We start from the raw sequence: 15350 nt of genomic DNA, 5'->3' as shown, positions 1-15350 counted from the left end.
GATCTCGAAGTCCAATGCATCCCCTGAACTGGGGTGTTGCAACGACTCCTAGAACCCAAGAGCAGCTCCGGGGCCCTTCCCCTGTTGAGGGTCAGGTCTGGGGCGGCAGGGGGTCCCCGGAGGGGGACTGGGGCCAGCCCGGGGGCTGCTGGTAGGCGGCGGGCGGGTAGAAGGGGGCAGGGGCCTGGGCCTGCTGCTGGGTGCGGACGAAGTCCTCCGCGACCATGGCGGCGAGGTCGAAGTAGGCCTCGCGGGTCTTGGGCCGCATCATGTCGAGGTCGACCTCGGCGCCGGCGGCGAGGTGCTCGTCGAAGGGCACGACGACGACGCCGCGGCAGCGGGTCTCGAAGTGGGCGACGATGTCCTCCACCTTGATCATCTTGCCGGTCTCGCGGACCCCGGAGATGACGGTGATGCTGCGCGAGACCAGGTCGCCGTAGCCGTGGGCGCCGAGCCAGTCGAGCGTGGTGCTGGCGCTGCTCGCGCCGTCGACGGAGGGCGTGGAGATGATGATCAGCTGGTCGGCGAGGTCGAGGACGCCACGCATGGCGCTGTAGAGGAGGCCGGTGCCGGAGTCGGTGAGGATCACCGGGTACTGCTTGCCGAGCACGTCTATGGCGCGGCGGTAGTCCTCGTCGTTGAAGGTGGTGGAGACGGCCGGGTCGACGTCGTTGGCGATGATCTCCAGCCCGGACGGCGCCTGCGAGGTGAAGCGCCGGATGTCCATGTAGCTGTTGAGGTTGGGAATGGCCTGGACGAGATCCCGGATGGTGGCGCCGGTCTCGCGCCGCACGCGACGGCCGAGGGTGCCGGCGTCGGGGTTGGCGTCGATGGCGAGGATCTTGTCCTGGCGCTCCAGGGCGAGCGTCGAGCCCAGGGCGGTGGTCGTGGTCGTCTTGCCGACGCCGCCCTTGAGGCTGATGACGGCGATGCGGTAGCACGACATCACGGGCGTACGGATGAGCTCCAGCTTGCGCTGCCGCTCGGCCTCCTCCTTGCGCGCACCGAACTTGAAGCGCGAGGCGGCGCTCTGCTTCTTCGGCTTGGGCTTGCCCTTGAGCAACCGCTCGGACGACAGCTCCACGGCGGCGGTGTACCCGAGCGGCGCCCCGTGCACGGCCCGCTGCCGCTGCTCAGGCGCAACGGCAGGCCACCCACCGGCACGCGGATCGACGGGACCGTCACCGGGCACCTGCGGCTGCGGCTGCGCCTGGGGCTGCGGGTAGCCGTACCCGCCCGCGGCGCCGCTGCCGGCACCGGGGTAACCGTAACCGCCCTGGGGCGCTTGAGGATTGCCGGGCGGGGCGTAGGGCGAGGGGGCGGGGGTCTGGCCGGGGGCGGGGGCGTACGGGGTGGTGCCGGGCGCGGGCGCGTACGGGTTGGGTGTGGGGGCCTGTGTGTACGGGCTCTCGCCGGGGGTGCCGGCCGGGGCGGTGGTGTGGGGTGCTGCGTTGGCGGGTGTGGGGGCCTGTGTGTACGGGGTCTCGCCCGGGGTGGGCGTGCCGGGCGCGCCGGCCGGGGTGGTGCCGTGGGGTGCTGCGCTGCCGGGTGCGGGGACGCCGGGCGCGCCGGCCGGGGCGGTGCCGTGGGGCGCTGCGGCGCCGGGGGCGGGGGCCTGTGTGTACGGGCTCTCGCCCGGGGCGGGCGCGCCGGCCGTGCCAACCGGGGTGCTGCCGTAGGGCGCTGCGTTGCCGGGCATGGGGGCGGTGCCGTAGGGCGAGGCGGGGGCGTACGGGTTTGCGCCGGGGGCGGTGCCGTGCGGTGCTGCGGGGTTGGCGGCAGCCGCGTCGCCGGGGGCGGGAGCCGGACCGCCGTGGGGCGCGGCAGCGTATGGGGCTCCGCCGTGCGGTGCGGCGGAGTTGGCGGCGGCCGCGTCGCCGGGGCCGGTGCTGTGCGGTGCCGCAGCGGCGGCGACTGCGTTGCCGGGCGCCTGGGCGGTGCCGTAGGGCGAGGCGGTGCCGGGCGCCTGGGCGTAGGGGCTCGGTTCGGTGCCGGGGGCGGTGTTGTGCTGCGCCTCGGGGCCGGCGGGGTGAGCGGTGCCGGGCGCCGGGACCGTGCCGTATGGCGAGGCGGGTGCGTACGGGCTTGCGCTGGTGCCCGGCGCGACGTTGTGCGGTGCTGTGGGGTCGGCGGCGACTGCGCCGCCGGGCGCAGCGGCGTACGGGCTGGTGCCGGGAGCCGGGGCGGCGCCGTGGGAGGGCTCGCCTGTAACGGGCGCGGCGCTGTTGGGCGCCGTGAGGTTGGTGCCGCCCGCGTCAGGCGTCTGACCGCTGTGGGGCGCTGCGGAGTTGGCGCCGGGTGCCTGTGCGGCACCGTAGGGCGACGCGGGGGCGGGGGCGTAAGGGCTCGCACCGGTGCCGGGTGCGTTGCTGTGCGGTGCTGCGGGATCGGCGGCGACTGCGCTGCTGGGCACCTGGGCGGTGCCGTGCGGTGCTGTGGGGTTGGCGGTGCCTGCGTCGCCGGGCGCGGTGGCGTACGGGCTCGCGCCGGGGGCCGGGGCGGTGCCGTGGGGCGCTGCCTCGGCGGGGGCGGTGCCGTGCGGTGCTGCGGACTGGGCGGCGACCTCGTGGCCGGGCGCCTGGGGGGTGCCGTGGGAGGGCTCGCCGGCGTCGGCCGTGGCGGGGGCGTGCGGGGTCGTGCCCGGGGCCGAGGTGTTGCCGTAGGGCGGCTCCCCCGCGCCAGTCGCGGAGTCGGCGGCGCCCGCGTCGCCGGGAGCCGGTGCGTACGCACCCTCGTCGGCGCCCGGGGCCGCGTTGCCGGCCGCGGCGGCATACGGGTCCGCACCCGGCGCGGCGCTGTTGGGCGCAGCAAGGCCGGCGGCAGGCTCGGCCGCGGCCTCGCCGGGCGACGGGGCCGGGCCGTGCGGGTCGGCCCCCTTCGAGGCGGCCTGAGCCGCCGACGGCAGGGGCGCGCCGGGAACCCCCGGCTGCTGCAGCGCGTACGGGTCTCCCGCACCCCCCGCAACCGGGGACGTACCCGCCTGCGGAGCATCGCCCGGCGCACCGGTGTCCGGGCCGGCGCCGTCGTCCGTGGCGGCCACAGACGTGTCGGGGTCGGCCGGCGCCGCCGCCCGCGCGCTCGCCGCCGCGGCGTCACCCGCCGCGTCACCGGTCGCCGCACCCTCCGGGTGCGGGAACCCGTCGCCGGCCGACGCCGCCGGCGGGAAGTTCGGCGGCAGCGGAGGCAAATCACCCGGCGGCACCGGGGTCGCCGCCCAGCCCGCGCCGTCGCCCGACGGCAACGGCAGCGGATCACCCGAAGGAGGCGGCGGCGGGGTGGCCGCGCTCGCCGCCGCTGCTGCGGCGGGGCTCTGCGTGTACCACGCCGGCGGCGTGTAGTCGATCGTGAACTCGCCCGTGTGCTCGGGCTCGTACTCCGCGTCCCTCGTGCGGTCGTCGCGCTCGGCGGCGTCGGGCCGGTCCTCGCCGGCTGTCCTCCCGGCCGCGCGGATCTCGTCCCGATCGCTGCTCACAATGCCTCCTGCTGGTGTGGTCCGGCGCCCAGGGATTCAAGGGGTCGAAGGGTGGATCCGGCGGGGCCGACCGTTCCTGTAGCCCCGACCGCCCGGGTTGCCATCCGTCACCGCCGTCACGGCCGTCACGTCAAGGGCCCCGGCGTCGGTTCTCCCGTGCGTACGGTCATACAGACTAATCGTCATCCGTATTCATGCGGCAGGGCCGTCCCCACGCCACCGCTTTCCCCCACCACCCCCTCGTGCCACGAGCCTTTCCCGGCCGGCCGGTCCGGAACACGGCGCGCGACAGCGCGCGAGCGCACGCGACGGCGGCAGGCGAACGGGTCGCTCCGCGCACCGCGCGCGGGGTCAGTCCACGCGCCGCGCGGGACCCAGCAGTTCGGCCTCGGGCTCGGTCGGCCGCGTGGCGACGTACGTACGTGACGTACGCGTGCACCACAGCGTGACGCCTTCCGGCAGCGTGGACAGCGCCTCGACGTCCTGCGCCGCCAGCCGCATCGCCCGGCCCAGCACACGCGCCTCCTCCGGCGAGACGCGCTGGATGCCGACGAGGTCGGCGCGGCCCATCAGCCGCTCCGTCGTGGGGCCGGGGAAGGGCAGCAGGGTCACCACCGACTGCCAGGGCGCGGCGCCGAGGCGGCCGCGCGGCGGCCGTACGCCGCAGTCGCGCAGGACGACCACGGGGCTGTGCAGCGACGGCCCCTGCGGCGGCACCCGCCCCACGTCGTACAACGTGACGCACTGCTGCTCGCTGTTGGCCGCACCGGCCAGCGCCGACCACAGGGCGCGGCGCCCGGTCTCCACCGCCACCCGGGCGCCCGTGGCGACCGCCCGCAACGCGATGACCTGCGCCGTCCACGCGCTGCCGATGAGCAGCACGTCGAACGGCACCGGCCGGCCCAGCCCCAGCACGGCCGGCAGGCCCTGGTCGTCCGAGCCGATGACCACGCCGTCGTCACCGACGGGCAACGCCAGTGCGTCGCACTCCTCGGGGGACAGCTCGTGCCGCCCGCGCCGCGGCCCGAGCAGCCCGAACCCGAAGCGCGGCCCGGCCGGACCGGGTGAAACAGCCGTCACCGCGTGCCTCCCAGGGGCAGAGTGGCGAGGACACCGGGCACCTGGTCGTGGTCCAGCCGCGTCAGGCCGGCCTTCGCCCCGCGCGCGGCCCGCTCCAACGCGCGGCCCAGTTCGTGCACTTCATCCGCACTGCGCCCGCATATCCGTATATGTCCCGTCAGGGTGGGGGCGTGTCGCCCCGCGACCGTCCGGCCGCGCCCCAGCGTCAGGCTGAGCGTCGTCGACAGCGCCGGCAACGTGGTGAGCAGGGCCGCCAGCTCGGGCAGCGCCACCGCGCCCCCGCCCGCACCCGTGCCCGTGCCCAGGCGGGGCCAGCGGCTCACCCAGTACGTGGTGTGCCACCGGTCGTCGCAGCGCCAGGCGCGCGCCGTCTCGGCCGTCCGCCGCGCAGGCGCACCCGTACGGCCCGCCTGCTCCGTGGCGGCCGGGTTGAGGCAGGCCGCCGTCGCCAGCGCGGCCGTCAGCTCGTCCTCCGTCAGCAGCACCGCCCGGAAGCCCGCGCCCCGGAGCCGGCTCGCCACCTGGTCGGCCACCCGCAGCACGCACCGCCGGGCCCCGCGGACCCCGCCGCCCCGCGCCTCGACGGCCTCCGGGCACAGCTCGGGGTCGAACTTCAGCGCCACCCACGTCTGCCGTACGGCCGGCGACGCCGTCACCGCGTGCAACGGCGCGTAGTTGCGGGCCGCCAGGCCCTGCCCCGACAGGTGCGGCGCGGGCGCCGGCAGCGTGCTCTGCACGACCTGTGCCGACTCCAGGCGGATGCCGTCCACGTCCAGGGCGTCCCGCAGCAGGCCCAGCGGCAGGGCGCGTTCGCCCCGCCCGGGCCGCAACGGCCGGTCCACGGCGTCGACCCGTATGACGGCGGTGAGGAACGTACCGTCGCCCACCAGGCCCACCGAGCGCAGCTCGTCGTCGGAGCCCGGCCCGGCGAGCGGCGCGGGAACGTCGAAGGAGACCGTCCGCAGCGCCGGTTCGCACTCGACGGCCGGCGCCAGGCGCGGGTCCGTGCCCGGCGCGGGCGGCTCGGCCGCCGCCCGTACCGCCCGGCGGCGCAGCGCCTGCCGCGAGGCCAGCCACTCCGTGACGGGCCGCCGGCCCGGCCGGAGCACCGCCAGCACCACCAGCAGCGCGGCCACCACGGCGGCCGGTGCCACGAGCAGCCGGTCCACGACCCAGGCCACCAGCACCAGCGCCGCCGCCACCTCCAGCAGCACCAGCTGCTGGAGCCGTACCGGGCCCAGCGCGCCGCGGCCCGGCGCCGGCCGGGGCACGACCGCCCCCGCGGCACCGCCGGCGGCACCGCCCGGCGCACCGTCCGCCGGCCCGCCGGCGGTACCCACCGGGTCACCCGCGGCCCGTACGCGCGTCGCGGCAGCAGCCATGACCGCCAAGCCCCCCTCTGCGTCCGTCCTCTGCGTCCGCGTCCGCGCGCCCGCCGGTGAGGTCCCCCGGCGACACGCGTCGATCACGTACCGGCATAGTAGAGGCTCGGTCCGACACAGCCGGGCCGCAGGGCACGACCAATGGCCAGGCCCCGTGGCCGGGCCCCGGCCGGCACCACAGCGAAGGCCGCAGCGACGGCCGCAGCGACGGCCACCGCCACAGGGACCACAGGCACGGCCACAGCCACGACCACAGCCAAGACGGGGGAGAAACGGCTCGACATGGCATCACGGCGGGACGAACTCAACGCCTACACGTTCGCGAAGAAGCGGACGGTCGCCGCGTTCCTCCAGCCCTCGGCCGGCGGATCGGAGGAAGGCGCTCCGCGCCCCCTGCGCACCGTGCTGCCCGGCATCGTCGTCGGCGCCCTGCTGGTCGCGGGCTTCGGCGCGTGGGGCGTCTTCCGGCCCGTCGCGCCCAAGGGCTGGGACGACGAGGCCGCGCACGTGATCGTGGGCAGCGACTCCACCACCCGGTACGTCGTGCTCGTCACGGACGGCAAGAAGCAGCTCCACCCCGTCCTCAACCTCGCCTCCGCGAAGCTCCTCCTCAACCCGGGCAAGTCGCAGTTCATCAAGGTCCGCGAGTCGGAGCTGGACGACGGCCACATCCCGCGCGGCCCCACCCTCGGCATCCCCTACGCGCCCGACCGCATGCCGTCCGACAAGGAGGCCGGCAAGGAGAAGCGGTGGGCCGTCTGCCAGCAGCCCGGCGGCACCAACGGCAACACCACGCAGAAGGCCGTCTTCCTCTTCGCCGCCCACGACCCCAAGGGCAAGACGCTCGACGGTCCGCAGCGGCTGCGCGCCGGCCAGGCGCTGTACGTCGAAGGGCCCGACGAGGCCCGCTACCTCGTCGACCCCCGCGGCACCCGCTACGCCGTCGGCGCCCCCGACGGCAAGTCCGGCGACGCCGCCGACCGCAACCTCCTGCTGCGCGCCCTCTTCCGCGACGGCGCCCAGCCGCAGCACGTCACCAAGGAATGGCTCGCCACCCTCAACGAGGGCACGCCCATCACCTTCCCCGAGGTGCCCGGCCAGCCCGGCCGCCCCGCCGGCATCCCCAGCCTCGGCGACCGCGCCAACCGCGTCGGCATGGTCCTCCAGGCCCCCACCGGCACCAGCACCCAGCACTACGTCGTCCTGCCCGGCAAGGTCGCCCGCGTCTCCGCCTTCACCGCCAAGCTGCTGCTCAGCAGCAAGACCCTGGCATCCCTCGGCCAGGCCGGCACGCCCGAACGCGTCAGCCCGGCCGCGTTCACACCGGACGCCGAAGAGTTCGCCGGCCAGAACCGCTGGCCCACCCTCGTCCCCCGGCAGGTCAACTTCGCCGACCCGCTCGGCACCGGCCGCCCCAACGACACCGTGTGCAGCCTCCTCACCGGCATGAACGACGACGGCACGCCCGAACTGGGCGTCTGGGCCGGCAAGGGCTACCCCGCCACCGTCCCCGACGGCGCCACCAGCGCGTATGTCACCCCCGGCTCCGGCCTGCTCTACCGCCAGGTCACCGGCCGCCAGACGCAGAGCGGCACCGTCTTCCTCGTCACCGACACCGGGCTGCGCTACGCCGTGCAGTCCAACAGCGACAGCGGTACGGCCAAGTCGCGGATCGGCGACGCGGCGTCCGCACCGCCGGAGCCGGGGGAGGCGGGCGCCGGCGGCAAGGAAGCGGACCAGGCCCGCGTCCGGCTCGGCTACCAGAAGGTCGCCCCCGTCGCCGTACCGGCCAACTGGTCGCAGTTCCTGCCCACCGGTCCGCGGCTGGACACCAACAGCGCCCGCCAGCCGCAGGGCTCGTGAGGAGGGGAACGGGGACGGTGGTAAGAGTCACGAAGAGGGCAATGGCGACAGGTGCCCTGCTGACCCTGCTCACCCTGACGACACCCGCCGAGGTGGCGGCCGCCGACGCGACGGCCGTGCACCTGGCAGGCAGCGGCGAATGCACCTACCCGGCGAAGCCCATCAAGGGCACGCCGTGGTCGCTGCAACGCGTCCTGCTGGACCAGCTGTGGCAGGACACCAAGGGCAAGGACGCTCAGGGCCGCCCGGTGCGCGTCGCGGTCATCGACACCGGCGTGGACGTACGGAACCCGCAACTGGCCGGCGCCGTCGACGTCAAGAGCGGCAGCGACCTGCTCACGGGCCCGAAGGACACCCTCCGCGGCCCGACCGTCGACCCGGTCGGCCACGGCACGAAGGTGGCCGGCATCATCGCCGCCCGCCCGACGCCCAGCAGCGGTTTCGTGGGCCTCGCCCCCGAGTCGGTGATCATCCCGATCCGGCAGAACGACGAGAAGGGCACCGGCTCGACGCAGACGCTCGCGGTGGCCGTGAAGCAGGCCGTGGAGGCCGGCGCCCGCGTCATCAACATCTCGCAGGACACCGCCGACCGCCTCAAGCCCGACTCCGACCTGGAACGAGCCGTGCAGTACGCCCTCGCACAGGACGTCGTCGTGGTCGCCTCGGCCGGCAACGACGGCGCGGACGGCACGTCCAAGCCGACGTACCCCGCCGCCTACCCGGGCGTCCTGGCCGTCGGCGCGTCCGACCGCAACAACGAACGGGCCTACTTCTCCCAGCCGGGCGACTTCATCGGCGTCGCGGCGCCGGGCGTCGACATGGTCTCCACGGTGCCGGGCGGCGGCCAGTGCGCCGACCACGGCACGAGCTTCTCGGCGCCCTACGTGGCGGGCGTCGCGGCTCTCATCCGCGCGAAGCACCCCGACTGGAAACAGAACCAGGTCGTCGCCCAGATCGAGCAGACCGCGGAACGGGCCGTCAACGGCCGCGACCGCTATGTCGGCTGGGGCGTCGTCGACCCGGTCCGCGCCCTGTCGGAGGACGAACGCCCCCTCGACCAGGTGACCCTCCCCAAGGGCCCGGTCCACGGCGCGGCGGCCCCGAGACCGGCACCACTGCCGGTGGGCGAGAGCGCCCAGGACCGGCAGGTGCGCTTGGCGACGTACGTGCTGGGCGGCACGGCGGTGCTGGTGGCGGCGGTCACGGGGGCGTCGATGGTGGCGAGGGAACGAAACCGCCGCAGAGGAGCGGCAAGGACCTAGCCTTCCTGCTCCTCGTCCAGCTCGATGTCGAACTCTCCGTCCCGCACGCCGAGAACGAAGGCGTGCCACTCGCTGGCGGTGTAGCGGAGGACGGTGTCGGGGTCGGCGGAGGACCGCATGGCGACGGCACCGCCTTCGAGGTAGGCGATCTCCACCTTGACGTCGGAGGTGTCGTCCGGCGCACTGAGCCACTCGGCACCCGAGATGTCCATGGCGTACAGCGCTTCGGTCTCTTCCTGGGTGGCCACGGTGCGGCTCCTCGCTCTGCTCGGTCGACTGGGACGGTTGCGGGCAGCGACGACGCTAGCAACGGGGTGGCCAACGGCACAGGCATTCGGCCTTATCTGGTCGATGGCTGACGCACACAGTGACTAAAGTGACGGCTAGGTGCTCACTGAGCGCTACACGGGGAGGGAACGGGGTTGGTTGACCACGACCCGCACGGCAAGTACCTCGGCAAGGACGCCGAGACACTCAGCACGTTCAAGGGCAGGATCGACTCGATCCTGAGGATGCTGGAGGATTCCCAGGCGTCACAGACGTCACTGGACCACCGTACGATCGCCAAGAGCGCGTACGGCAAGGACTTCCACTCCGCAGAGGTCCTGCACAGCGTCTACGAGACGGTGCACACCCGCCTGAAGGAGCTGTCCCGCGTCTTCGGCGACCAGATCGAGGCTGCGGGCCTCGCCGCCCTGGTCGCCGACCGCGGCTACGACGGGGTGGACGCCGAACAGGAAGCACGCATGCGCGCCATCCAGGAACGGACGGAGCGTCACTTCCGCGAGGCCCAGAAGCATTCCGGCGGCCATGGGAACGACAAGGGCGCCGGCTCGAAGGACGGCAAAAAGGCGGGCTACTAGCGCCGTCGGCGGTACGAGGAGAACAAGGGGGAGGCAAGGCACGTGAGCACCGAGAAGGGCAAGGCGGGCGGAAAGAAGGGCCCGTTCGAGGACCACAGTTTCTACGAACTGTTCGGAATGATCGCCGACGCCAACCCGAGCCATGTCACCAACACCGCCTACGCCCTGCAGACAGCAGGCGAAGACCTGACCTTCCTCACGGCGATCCTCAAGTCCCACATCGACCGCGTGAACTGGTACGGCGAAGGCGGCGAAGCCTTCCGCCAATGGGGCAGCGACCTGGTCATCCAGGCGTACAAGCTGGCCGAGTATGCGTGGGCGGCAGGATCATGGCTGCAAAACGCGGGTGACCGCCTGACGGAAGTCAAAGCAGCCATGCCGCCCATGGAAGCGTGCTCGGTGGACCCTGCCAAGGAAAAGACGCGCATGGAGGGCCTGGAGTCGAAACAGAAGGCAGCGGCCCACCTGATGACGCTGCTGGACGACGCCTACAGGGTCACGCACCAGGAGCTGGGGAAGCTGGACGGGCAGGCGCCGGTGTTCAAGCCGCTGCCGCTCAGCCAAAACTGGGACTATGCGGAGCGTCCGTACGGTACCGGTTCGGAGCCGGGTGCGCCGTCATCAAGTGCGGGAACCTTCACCGGCGCGACTGGTCTGCCGTCCGAAGCCCCGGGCTCGGCGCCCGCGAGTTCCGGCCGCCCGGGCTCTGTCATCCCGAGCACCGACGTACCCTCGACCACTGGTGTCTCTTCACCTGCCACCGGCCATGTCGGCTCCCACCCGGCTCCGGGAGGCCCAGCTGGGACAAACCTGGACTCCACAGCTGTCCTGCCGAGTCCGGACACCTTGCCACCAGTGCACACGACTCCATTGCCCGATGATGTGCGTTCTACCGGCCGTGTGCCCGGACCGACACCGATGGTGCCGATTGCGACTGTCCCACATATCCCCATCGATGCTCCAGGCAGGACGCTGCCGGTTTCACCTGTGCCCGGCACGGGGCGTCAGGGCGGAGGCTTCTCATTCTCCCGTCCGGGCGGTCAGCCGCACGGAGGTCCCCGTGAGGGCATCATCGGCGGCACACCGGCCCGTACGGGCAACGAGAGCGGGGCCCCCAAGCTGCCCCGGGGCACCGTGGTGGGTGGAGAGGCCGGAACCGGCCGAGCACCGATAGGTGTGGGTGGTGGCTTTGGTGGCACACCCGCGGGTGGCGGCTCAGGAGGGCGTGGTGCCGGTACCGGCCGCAGGCTGGCATGGGAGCCCGGCGGGACGGCGGGCACACCGCGCTCGACGCGTGGGCCGCGGTCCGAGTTCACGCTCGGCGGCACCGGGCTGGTCCAGGGCAACGGTGCGTCGGTGAAGCGGGCCAAGCGCCGAAAGGCCGACCGACCGGCGTACCTGACCGAGGAAGAGAGCACGTGGACGAGTGGCCAGCGTCCGACCGTTCCGCCCGTCATTGAGTAGGGCCCCGTCACGACCAGGCGAGTCAGAAGGAGAACGCCGCCTCATGCCACCCCTGACCCGCGTCATGCCGCGGCGCGTCATGTCGGCGTTGTCTGCGCTGGCGGCTGTGGTCCTGACGCAGGCCGCAGTTGCTTTGCCGGCCGTTGCGGACGACATGCGTTCCAAGCAGTGGTACCTGGATGCGATGCAAGCCGAGGCGATGTGGAAGGTGTCACGGGGCGAGGGAATAACCGTCGCCGTCATCGATTCGGGTGTGGACGCATCGGTTCCCGAACTTGCTGGACAAACCGTGGACGGAACGGATGTCTCGTCCACGGTCAAGGGGCCAACAGTTGACCTCAACGGCCACGGGACCAACATGGCGACTCTGATTGCCGGTACCGGTGCTAAAGGCGGAATTCAGGGCCTTGCTCCTGGCGCCAAGGTCATGCCCGTACGGGTTGAGCATGAAGTCGGCTTGGTTGATGCCCCCATGGGCAGAGCCATCCGCTACGCGGTCGATCACGGCGCCCGGGTGATCAACGTCTCTATGGGGCAGGGGGGCTCTGTCGCCCCCCCGCCGAAGACAGCCGAGGCCGTCAAGTACGCGCTGAGCAAGGGAAGCCTGATCTTTGCCGCAGCCGGAAACGATGGCGAGCGGTACAACGTTGAAAGCTACCCAGCGTCACTTCCGGGAGTCGTATCCATCGCAGCCACGGATGAGAATGGCACCGTCACCAAGTTCTCCAACAGCGCCAGTCATGTTGCCCTGGCGTCGCCTGGTGACGAAATTCCCGGCCGGTGCGAGAAGGGCGCAGGCTTCTGTGCAGGAAGCGGCACGAGCCAAGCCACCGCCATCGCCTCCGCCTCCGCCGCCCTCATCTGGGCCAAGCACCCGGACTGGACCAACAACCAGGTGCTGCGCGTCATGATGGACACCGCCGGCAAACCGACGGACGGCACCGTACCCAGTGCCCACCTCGGTTACGGTATCGTCCGCCCTCGCGTTGTACTCCTTGACGGCGAGGGCGACCCCGGCCCCGCAGACGTCAACCCGCTCCTCGCGGCCCGCGCCTCAGCCGAGCCGGAGTCGTCGAAGAAGCCTTCGCCGAACCCGTCGCCGTCCGGCGATGACAAGGCACAGAAAAAGACGACCGTCGCCCAGCATCCCGATGCTGGAAGCGACGGTGGCAGATCCGTCCTCGGGCCGGCGATCGGCATTGGCGCGGTGCTCGTCACCGTGACCGTCGTAGCCATCGTCGTCGCCCGGAACAGGGGAAGGACGGCACAGCGGTGAGAACGAAATCCGAAACAACTCACCGGTCAAATTCATGGGGGAAGGTGGAACATGTCCCAGCAGTCAATTGATTACGCAACGTTCCAGCGGTTCGAGAACACCATCGGTGATGTGACCGAGGCGTTCTCGAAGAATCTGCGGAACCTCGCCAGCCTGCTCGAGAGCGTCCGTGTCGGCTGGCAGGGCAAGGGCGCCGACGCGTTCGTCACCGCGCAGCTCGCGCTCAACGACGACCACGACGCGCTGCGCCGCCTCATCGACGGCATTCACCAGGCGGCCATCGCCACCCGCCGTTCCTCGGGCGGCAACGACCAGGAGGTGCTGGCCACCTTCCGCGGCATCGACGTCAACGGCGCCGCCGCCGGCGGTCACCTGGGTTCGATGGGCAGCGCCCCCACCAACGTGGGCAGCGACGTCAGCACCGGTCTCAACAGCAAGATCGACGGCTACTCGCTGTAAAGCCCCGCAGCCGTACCGAACAGCCAATCATCACGAGAACGAGGAGTGGGGGACATGGGACGCGACGTCGACCTCAAGGTCAGCTATGCCCACGTGGAGGAACTGGCGCAGGCCATCGATGCCGCCGCCAAGGTCGTCGAGGACAACCTCAAGGACATCTGGGCGGCCGTCAACATGGTCTCGGACAGCTGGGAGGGTGAGGCCCGCCAGATGTTCAACGCCGCCGACGCGCAGTTCCACGCGCGCGGCAACCACATCAAGGAGACGCTGACGAAGGTCGCCTCCACGATTCGCCACGGCTCGCAGAGCTACCACGAGACCGACCGCCGGGCCTCGCGCCTGTTCGACGTCGGCTACTGAGCCGGAGGAAACCCCGGCGGGGCGGGCAACGCGACAACCGGTTGCCCGCCCCAGCCGTATGCCCTCACAGCTCCGCATACAACGCCGCCGCCTCCCTCGGCAGGACGACCCAGGCCTTCGACCCGCCCAGCGGCAGCTCGACCTCCGCGAGCCCGCAGATGCCGCCGCAGGCGGAGACGACGGTGTCCAGCAGCGACAGCCCCTCCCGTCGCCGGCGGCGGCACACCGGCCGGCTGAACGCGCAGTGCGACGGATGCTCGTCGAAGACGGTCAGCCGCAGCACGCCGAACCGCCACCGCATGGAGAGGTGGGTGGCATGCCCGGGCGTGAACGTGAGGGCGTTGGTGAGGAGCTCGGAGACGGCGAGCTCCGCGAGTTCGGCCATGTCGGCCAGCTGGTGCTGGTCCAGTACCTGCCGTACGAGTCCCCGGGCCGTGCCCAGGCAGAACGTGCCGCCGGGCAGGCCGAGCGTGTAGGCGAAGTTGCCGGGCCCGGGCCGGGAGGCTTCCGCGGACGGCGGCGCGGACGGACAGAATGCGAGTGCGGTGCTGGTCATGCGCGTTCACTCCAGGGTGTGAAGCGGATGGTTACGGACACGCAGGCCGCACGCCGGTGGCTCGCCTCCCTGGGCGCGGACACACCCCACCCCAGGGAAAGGTGGGCATGCCGCGCGGTGCACTTCCGGCCACGGTCTGTGAGTGAAGTGCGACCGAAGGTAGCGCAAGCCGGAATCCCTGTGCTACCTCTTCGCAACACTGGATGCGGTCGCCGGCGCGCGGCAGACTGAGCGTCGGTTCGAGAGAGGGGTCGCATGCCACCGCGTAGCAATCCGACGATCCGCCAACGCCGCCTCGGCGCCGCGCTGCGTCAGCTCCGCGAGCAGGCGGGCATGTCGGCGTCCGATGCGGCCGCCCTGCTGGGTGTCGACCGGACGAGGATCTCCAACACGGAAGCCGGCCGCTTCGGCATCAGCGCGGCCCGGGTGCGCACCCTCGCGTGCAACTACCGCTGCCCCGACGCCCGGTTGGTGGAGGCACTGGCCGACATGGCGCAGGATCACACGAAGGGGTGGTGGGAGGAGTACCGCGGTGTGCTCCCGGCCTTCTTCCTCGACATCGCCGAGCTGGAATGGCACGCCACCAAGCTGCGCAACGCCCTCACCTCGCACGTCCCCGGGCTCCTGCAGACCGAGGACCATGCCCGGGCCATCTTCGAGATGGTGATCCCCGAGCTCCCGGCCGACGAGGTCGACCTACGGGTGGCGCAACGACTGCGCCGCCGCGAGGTGCTGGAGCGGGAGAACCCGCCGGTGTACGAGGCCGTGGTCCACGAGAGCGCCCTGCGAATGCAGTTCGGCGGCCGCAAGGTCGCCAGGGCGCAGCTGGAGTACCTGCTCCAGGTCAGTGAGCACGACGGGATCAGCCTCCGGGTCATCCCGTTCGCGGCCGGCGGCTTCCCCGGAGCCGGGCAGACCATCCTCTACGCCTGCGGCCCGGTGCCCCAGCTGGACACGGTGCAGCTCGACACGTCGTACGGCTCGGTCTTCATCGACTCCGAGATGCAGCTGGCCAACTACCGACGGCTCTTCGAGAAAGCGGAAGCCTGCGCCCTCGACGAGGCCGCCTCGCGCACGTTCATCGACGGGATCATCAAGGAACTCTGAAGGAGCCCCTCATGCCCGACATCGACTGGCAGGAACCCTTCTGCGGCGGCGGCGGAAACGCCTGTCTCCAACTCGGCCAAGCCCCCGACGGCACCCTCATACTCCGCGAAACCGTCCGCCCGGACGAACTCATCACCACCACCCCGGAAAGCCTCCGCAACCTCGTCGAGGCGGCAAAGCGCGGCGAGCTGGACCACCTGCTCTGA

General features: G+C 72.4%; 14 protein-coding genes. 9 read left to right on the top strand and 5 right to left on the bottom strand.

The window, feature by feature from the left end; genetic code table 11:
- Positions 1-91: 91 nt before the first annotated feature.
- The 3 genes from IE305_RS33625 to eccE form a co-directional block, all read right to left on the bottom strand.
- Positions 92-3472 carry an SCO5717 family growth-regulating ATPase gene (locus IE305_RS33625; RefSeq protein ID WP_268255964.1) on the bottom strand — a complete coding sequence of 1127 codons (3381 nt, stop codon included), beginning with the start codon at positions 3470-3472 and terminating at the stop codon, positions 92-94.
- A gap of 351 nt (positions 3473-3823) precedes the next feature.
- Positions 3824-4552: a hypothetical protein gene (locus IE305_RS32105; RefSeq protein ID WP_190133377.1), complete on the bottom strand. Its 729-nt coding sequence runs from the start codon at positions 4550-4552 to the stop codon at positions 3824-3826.
- Entirely contained in the window at positions 4549-5934 is a 1386-nt protein-coding gene (gene eccE / locus IE305_RS32100) for a type VII secretion protein EccE (RefSeq protein ID WP_190133376.1), read from the bottom strand. The genes IE305_RS32105 and eccE overlap by 4 nt, the downstream gene beginning before the upstream one ends.
- Positions 5935-6216: 282 nt before the next feature.
- Between eccE and eccB the strand changes: the two genes are divergently transcribed.
- Positions 6217-7797: a type VII secretion protein EccB gene (gene eccB / locus IE305_RS32095; RefSeq protein ID WP_190133375.1), complete on the top strand. Its 1581-nt coding sequence runs from the start codon at positions 6217-6219 to the stop codon at positions 7795-7797.
- A 41-nt stretch (positions 7798-7838) separates the two neighbouring features.
- Positions 7839-9059 carry a type VII secretion-associated serine protease mycosin gene (gene mycP / locus IE305_RS32090; protein ID WP_190133374.1) on the top strand — a complete coding sequence of 407 codons (1221 nt, stop codon included), beginning with the start codon at positions 7839-7841 and terminating at the stop codon, positions 9057-9059.
- Here the strand turns inward: mycP and IE305_RS32085 are convergent.
- Positions 9056-9307: a DUF397 domain-containing protein gene (locus tag IE305_RS32085; protein WP_190133373.1), complete on the bottom strand. Its 252-nt coding sequence runs from the start codon at positions 9305-9307 to the stop codon at positions 9056-9058. The two genes, mycP and IE305_RS32085, sit on opposite strands and share 4 nt — an antisense overlap.
- A 174-nt stretch (positions 9308-9481) precedes the next feature.
- Here IE305_RS32085 and IE305_RS32080 point away from each other — a divergent pair, with 174 nt between their 5' ends.
- Genes IE305_RS32080 through IE305_RS32060 form a run of 5 tightly spaced genes read left to right on the top strand, consistent with a single transcriptional unit; the run spans position 9482 to position 13481 of the window.
- A complete protein-coding gene (locus IE305_RS32080) occupies positions 9482-9922 on the top strand; it encodes a DUF2563 family protein (protein WP_190133372.1) in 441 nt (146 codons plus the stop codon).
- A 42-nt stretch (positions 9923-9964) separates the two neighbouring features.
- Complete coding sequence (locus IE305_RS32075) at positions 9965-11386, top strand: hypothetical protein (protein WP_190133371.1); 1422 nt, start codon at positions 9965-9967, stop codon at positions 11384-11386.
- Between the two features lie 43 nt (positions 11387-11429).
- On the top strand, positions 11430-12662 hold the full coding sequence (locus IE305_RS32070; RefSeq protein WP_190133370.1) for a S8 family serine peptidase: 1233 nt from the start codon (positions 11430-11432) through the stop codon (positions 12660-12662).
- A gap of 51 nt (positions 12663-12713) precedes the next feature.
- Entirely contained in the window at positions 12714-13121 is a 408-nt protein-coding gene (locus IE305_RS32065) for a WXG100 family type VII secretion target (RefSeq protein ID WP_190133369.1), read from the top strand.
- Positions 13122-13175: 54 nt separating this feature from the next.
- On the top strand, positions 13176-13481 hold the full coding sequence (locus IE305_RS32060) for a WXG100 family type VII secretion target (protein WP_190133368.1): 306 nt from the start codon (positions 13176-13178) through the stop codon (positions 13479-13481).
- A gap of 64 nt (positions 13482-13545) precedes the next feature.
- On the opposite strand, the gene IE305_RS32055 is transcribed toward IE305_RS32060, so the two are convergent.
- Entirely contained in the window at positions 13546-14037 is a 492-nt protein-coding gene (locus tag IE305_RS32055; protein ID WP_190133367.1) for an ATP-binding protein, read from the bottom strand.
- Positions 14038-14292: 255 nt separating this feature from the next.
- On the opposite strand from IE305_RS32055, the gene IE305_RS32050 reads away from it, so the two are divergent.
- Complete coding sequence (locus tag IE305_RS32050) at positions 14293-15144, top strand: helix-turn-helix domain-containing protein (RefSeq protein WP_190133366.1); 852 nt, start codon at positions 14293-14295, stop codon at positions 15142-15144.
- An 11-nt stretch (positions 15145-15155) separates the two neighbouring features.
- Positions 15156-15350, top strand: a complete 195-nt coding sequence (locus IE305_RS32045; protein ID WP_190133365.1) for a DUF397 domain-containing protein — start codon at positions 15156-15158, stop codon at positions 15348-15350.

Source organism: Streptomyces mashuensis, from assembly GCF_014654785.1.
Taxonomy (GTDB): Bacteria; Actinomycetota; Actinomycetes; order Streptomycetales; family Streptomycetaceae; genus Streptomyces; species Streptomyces mashuensis.
This window is presented reverse-complemented; position numbering and strand designations above follow the sequence as displayed.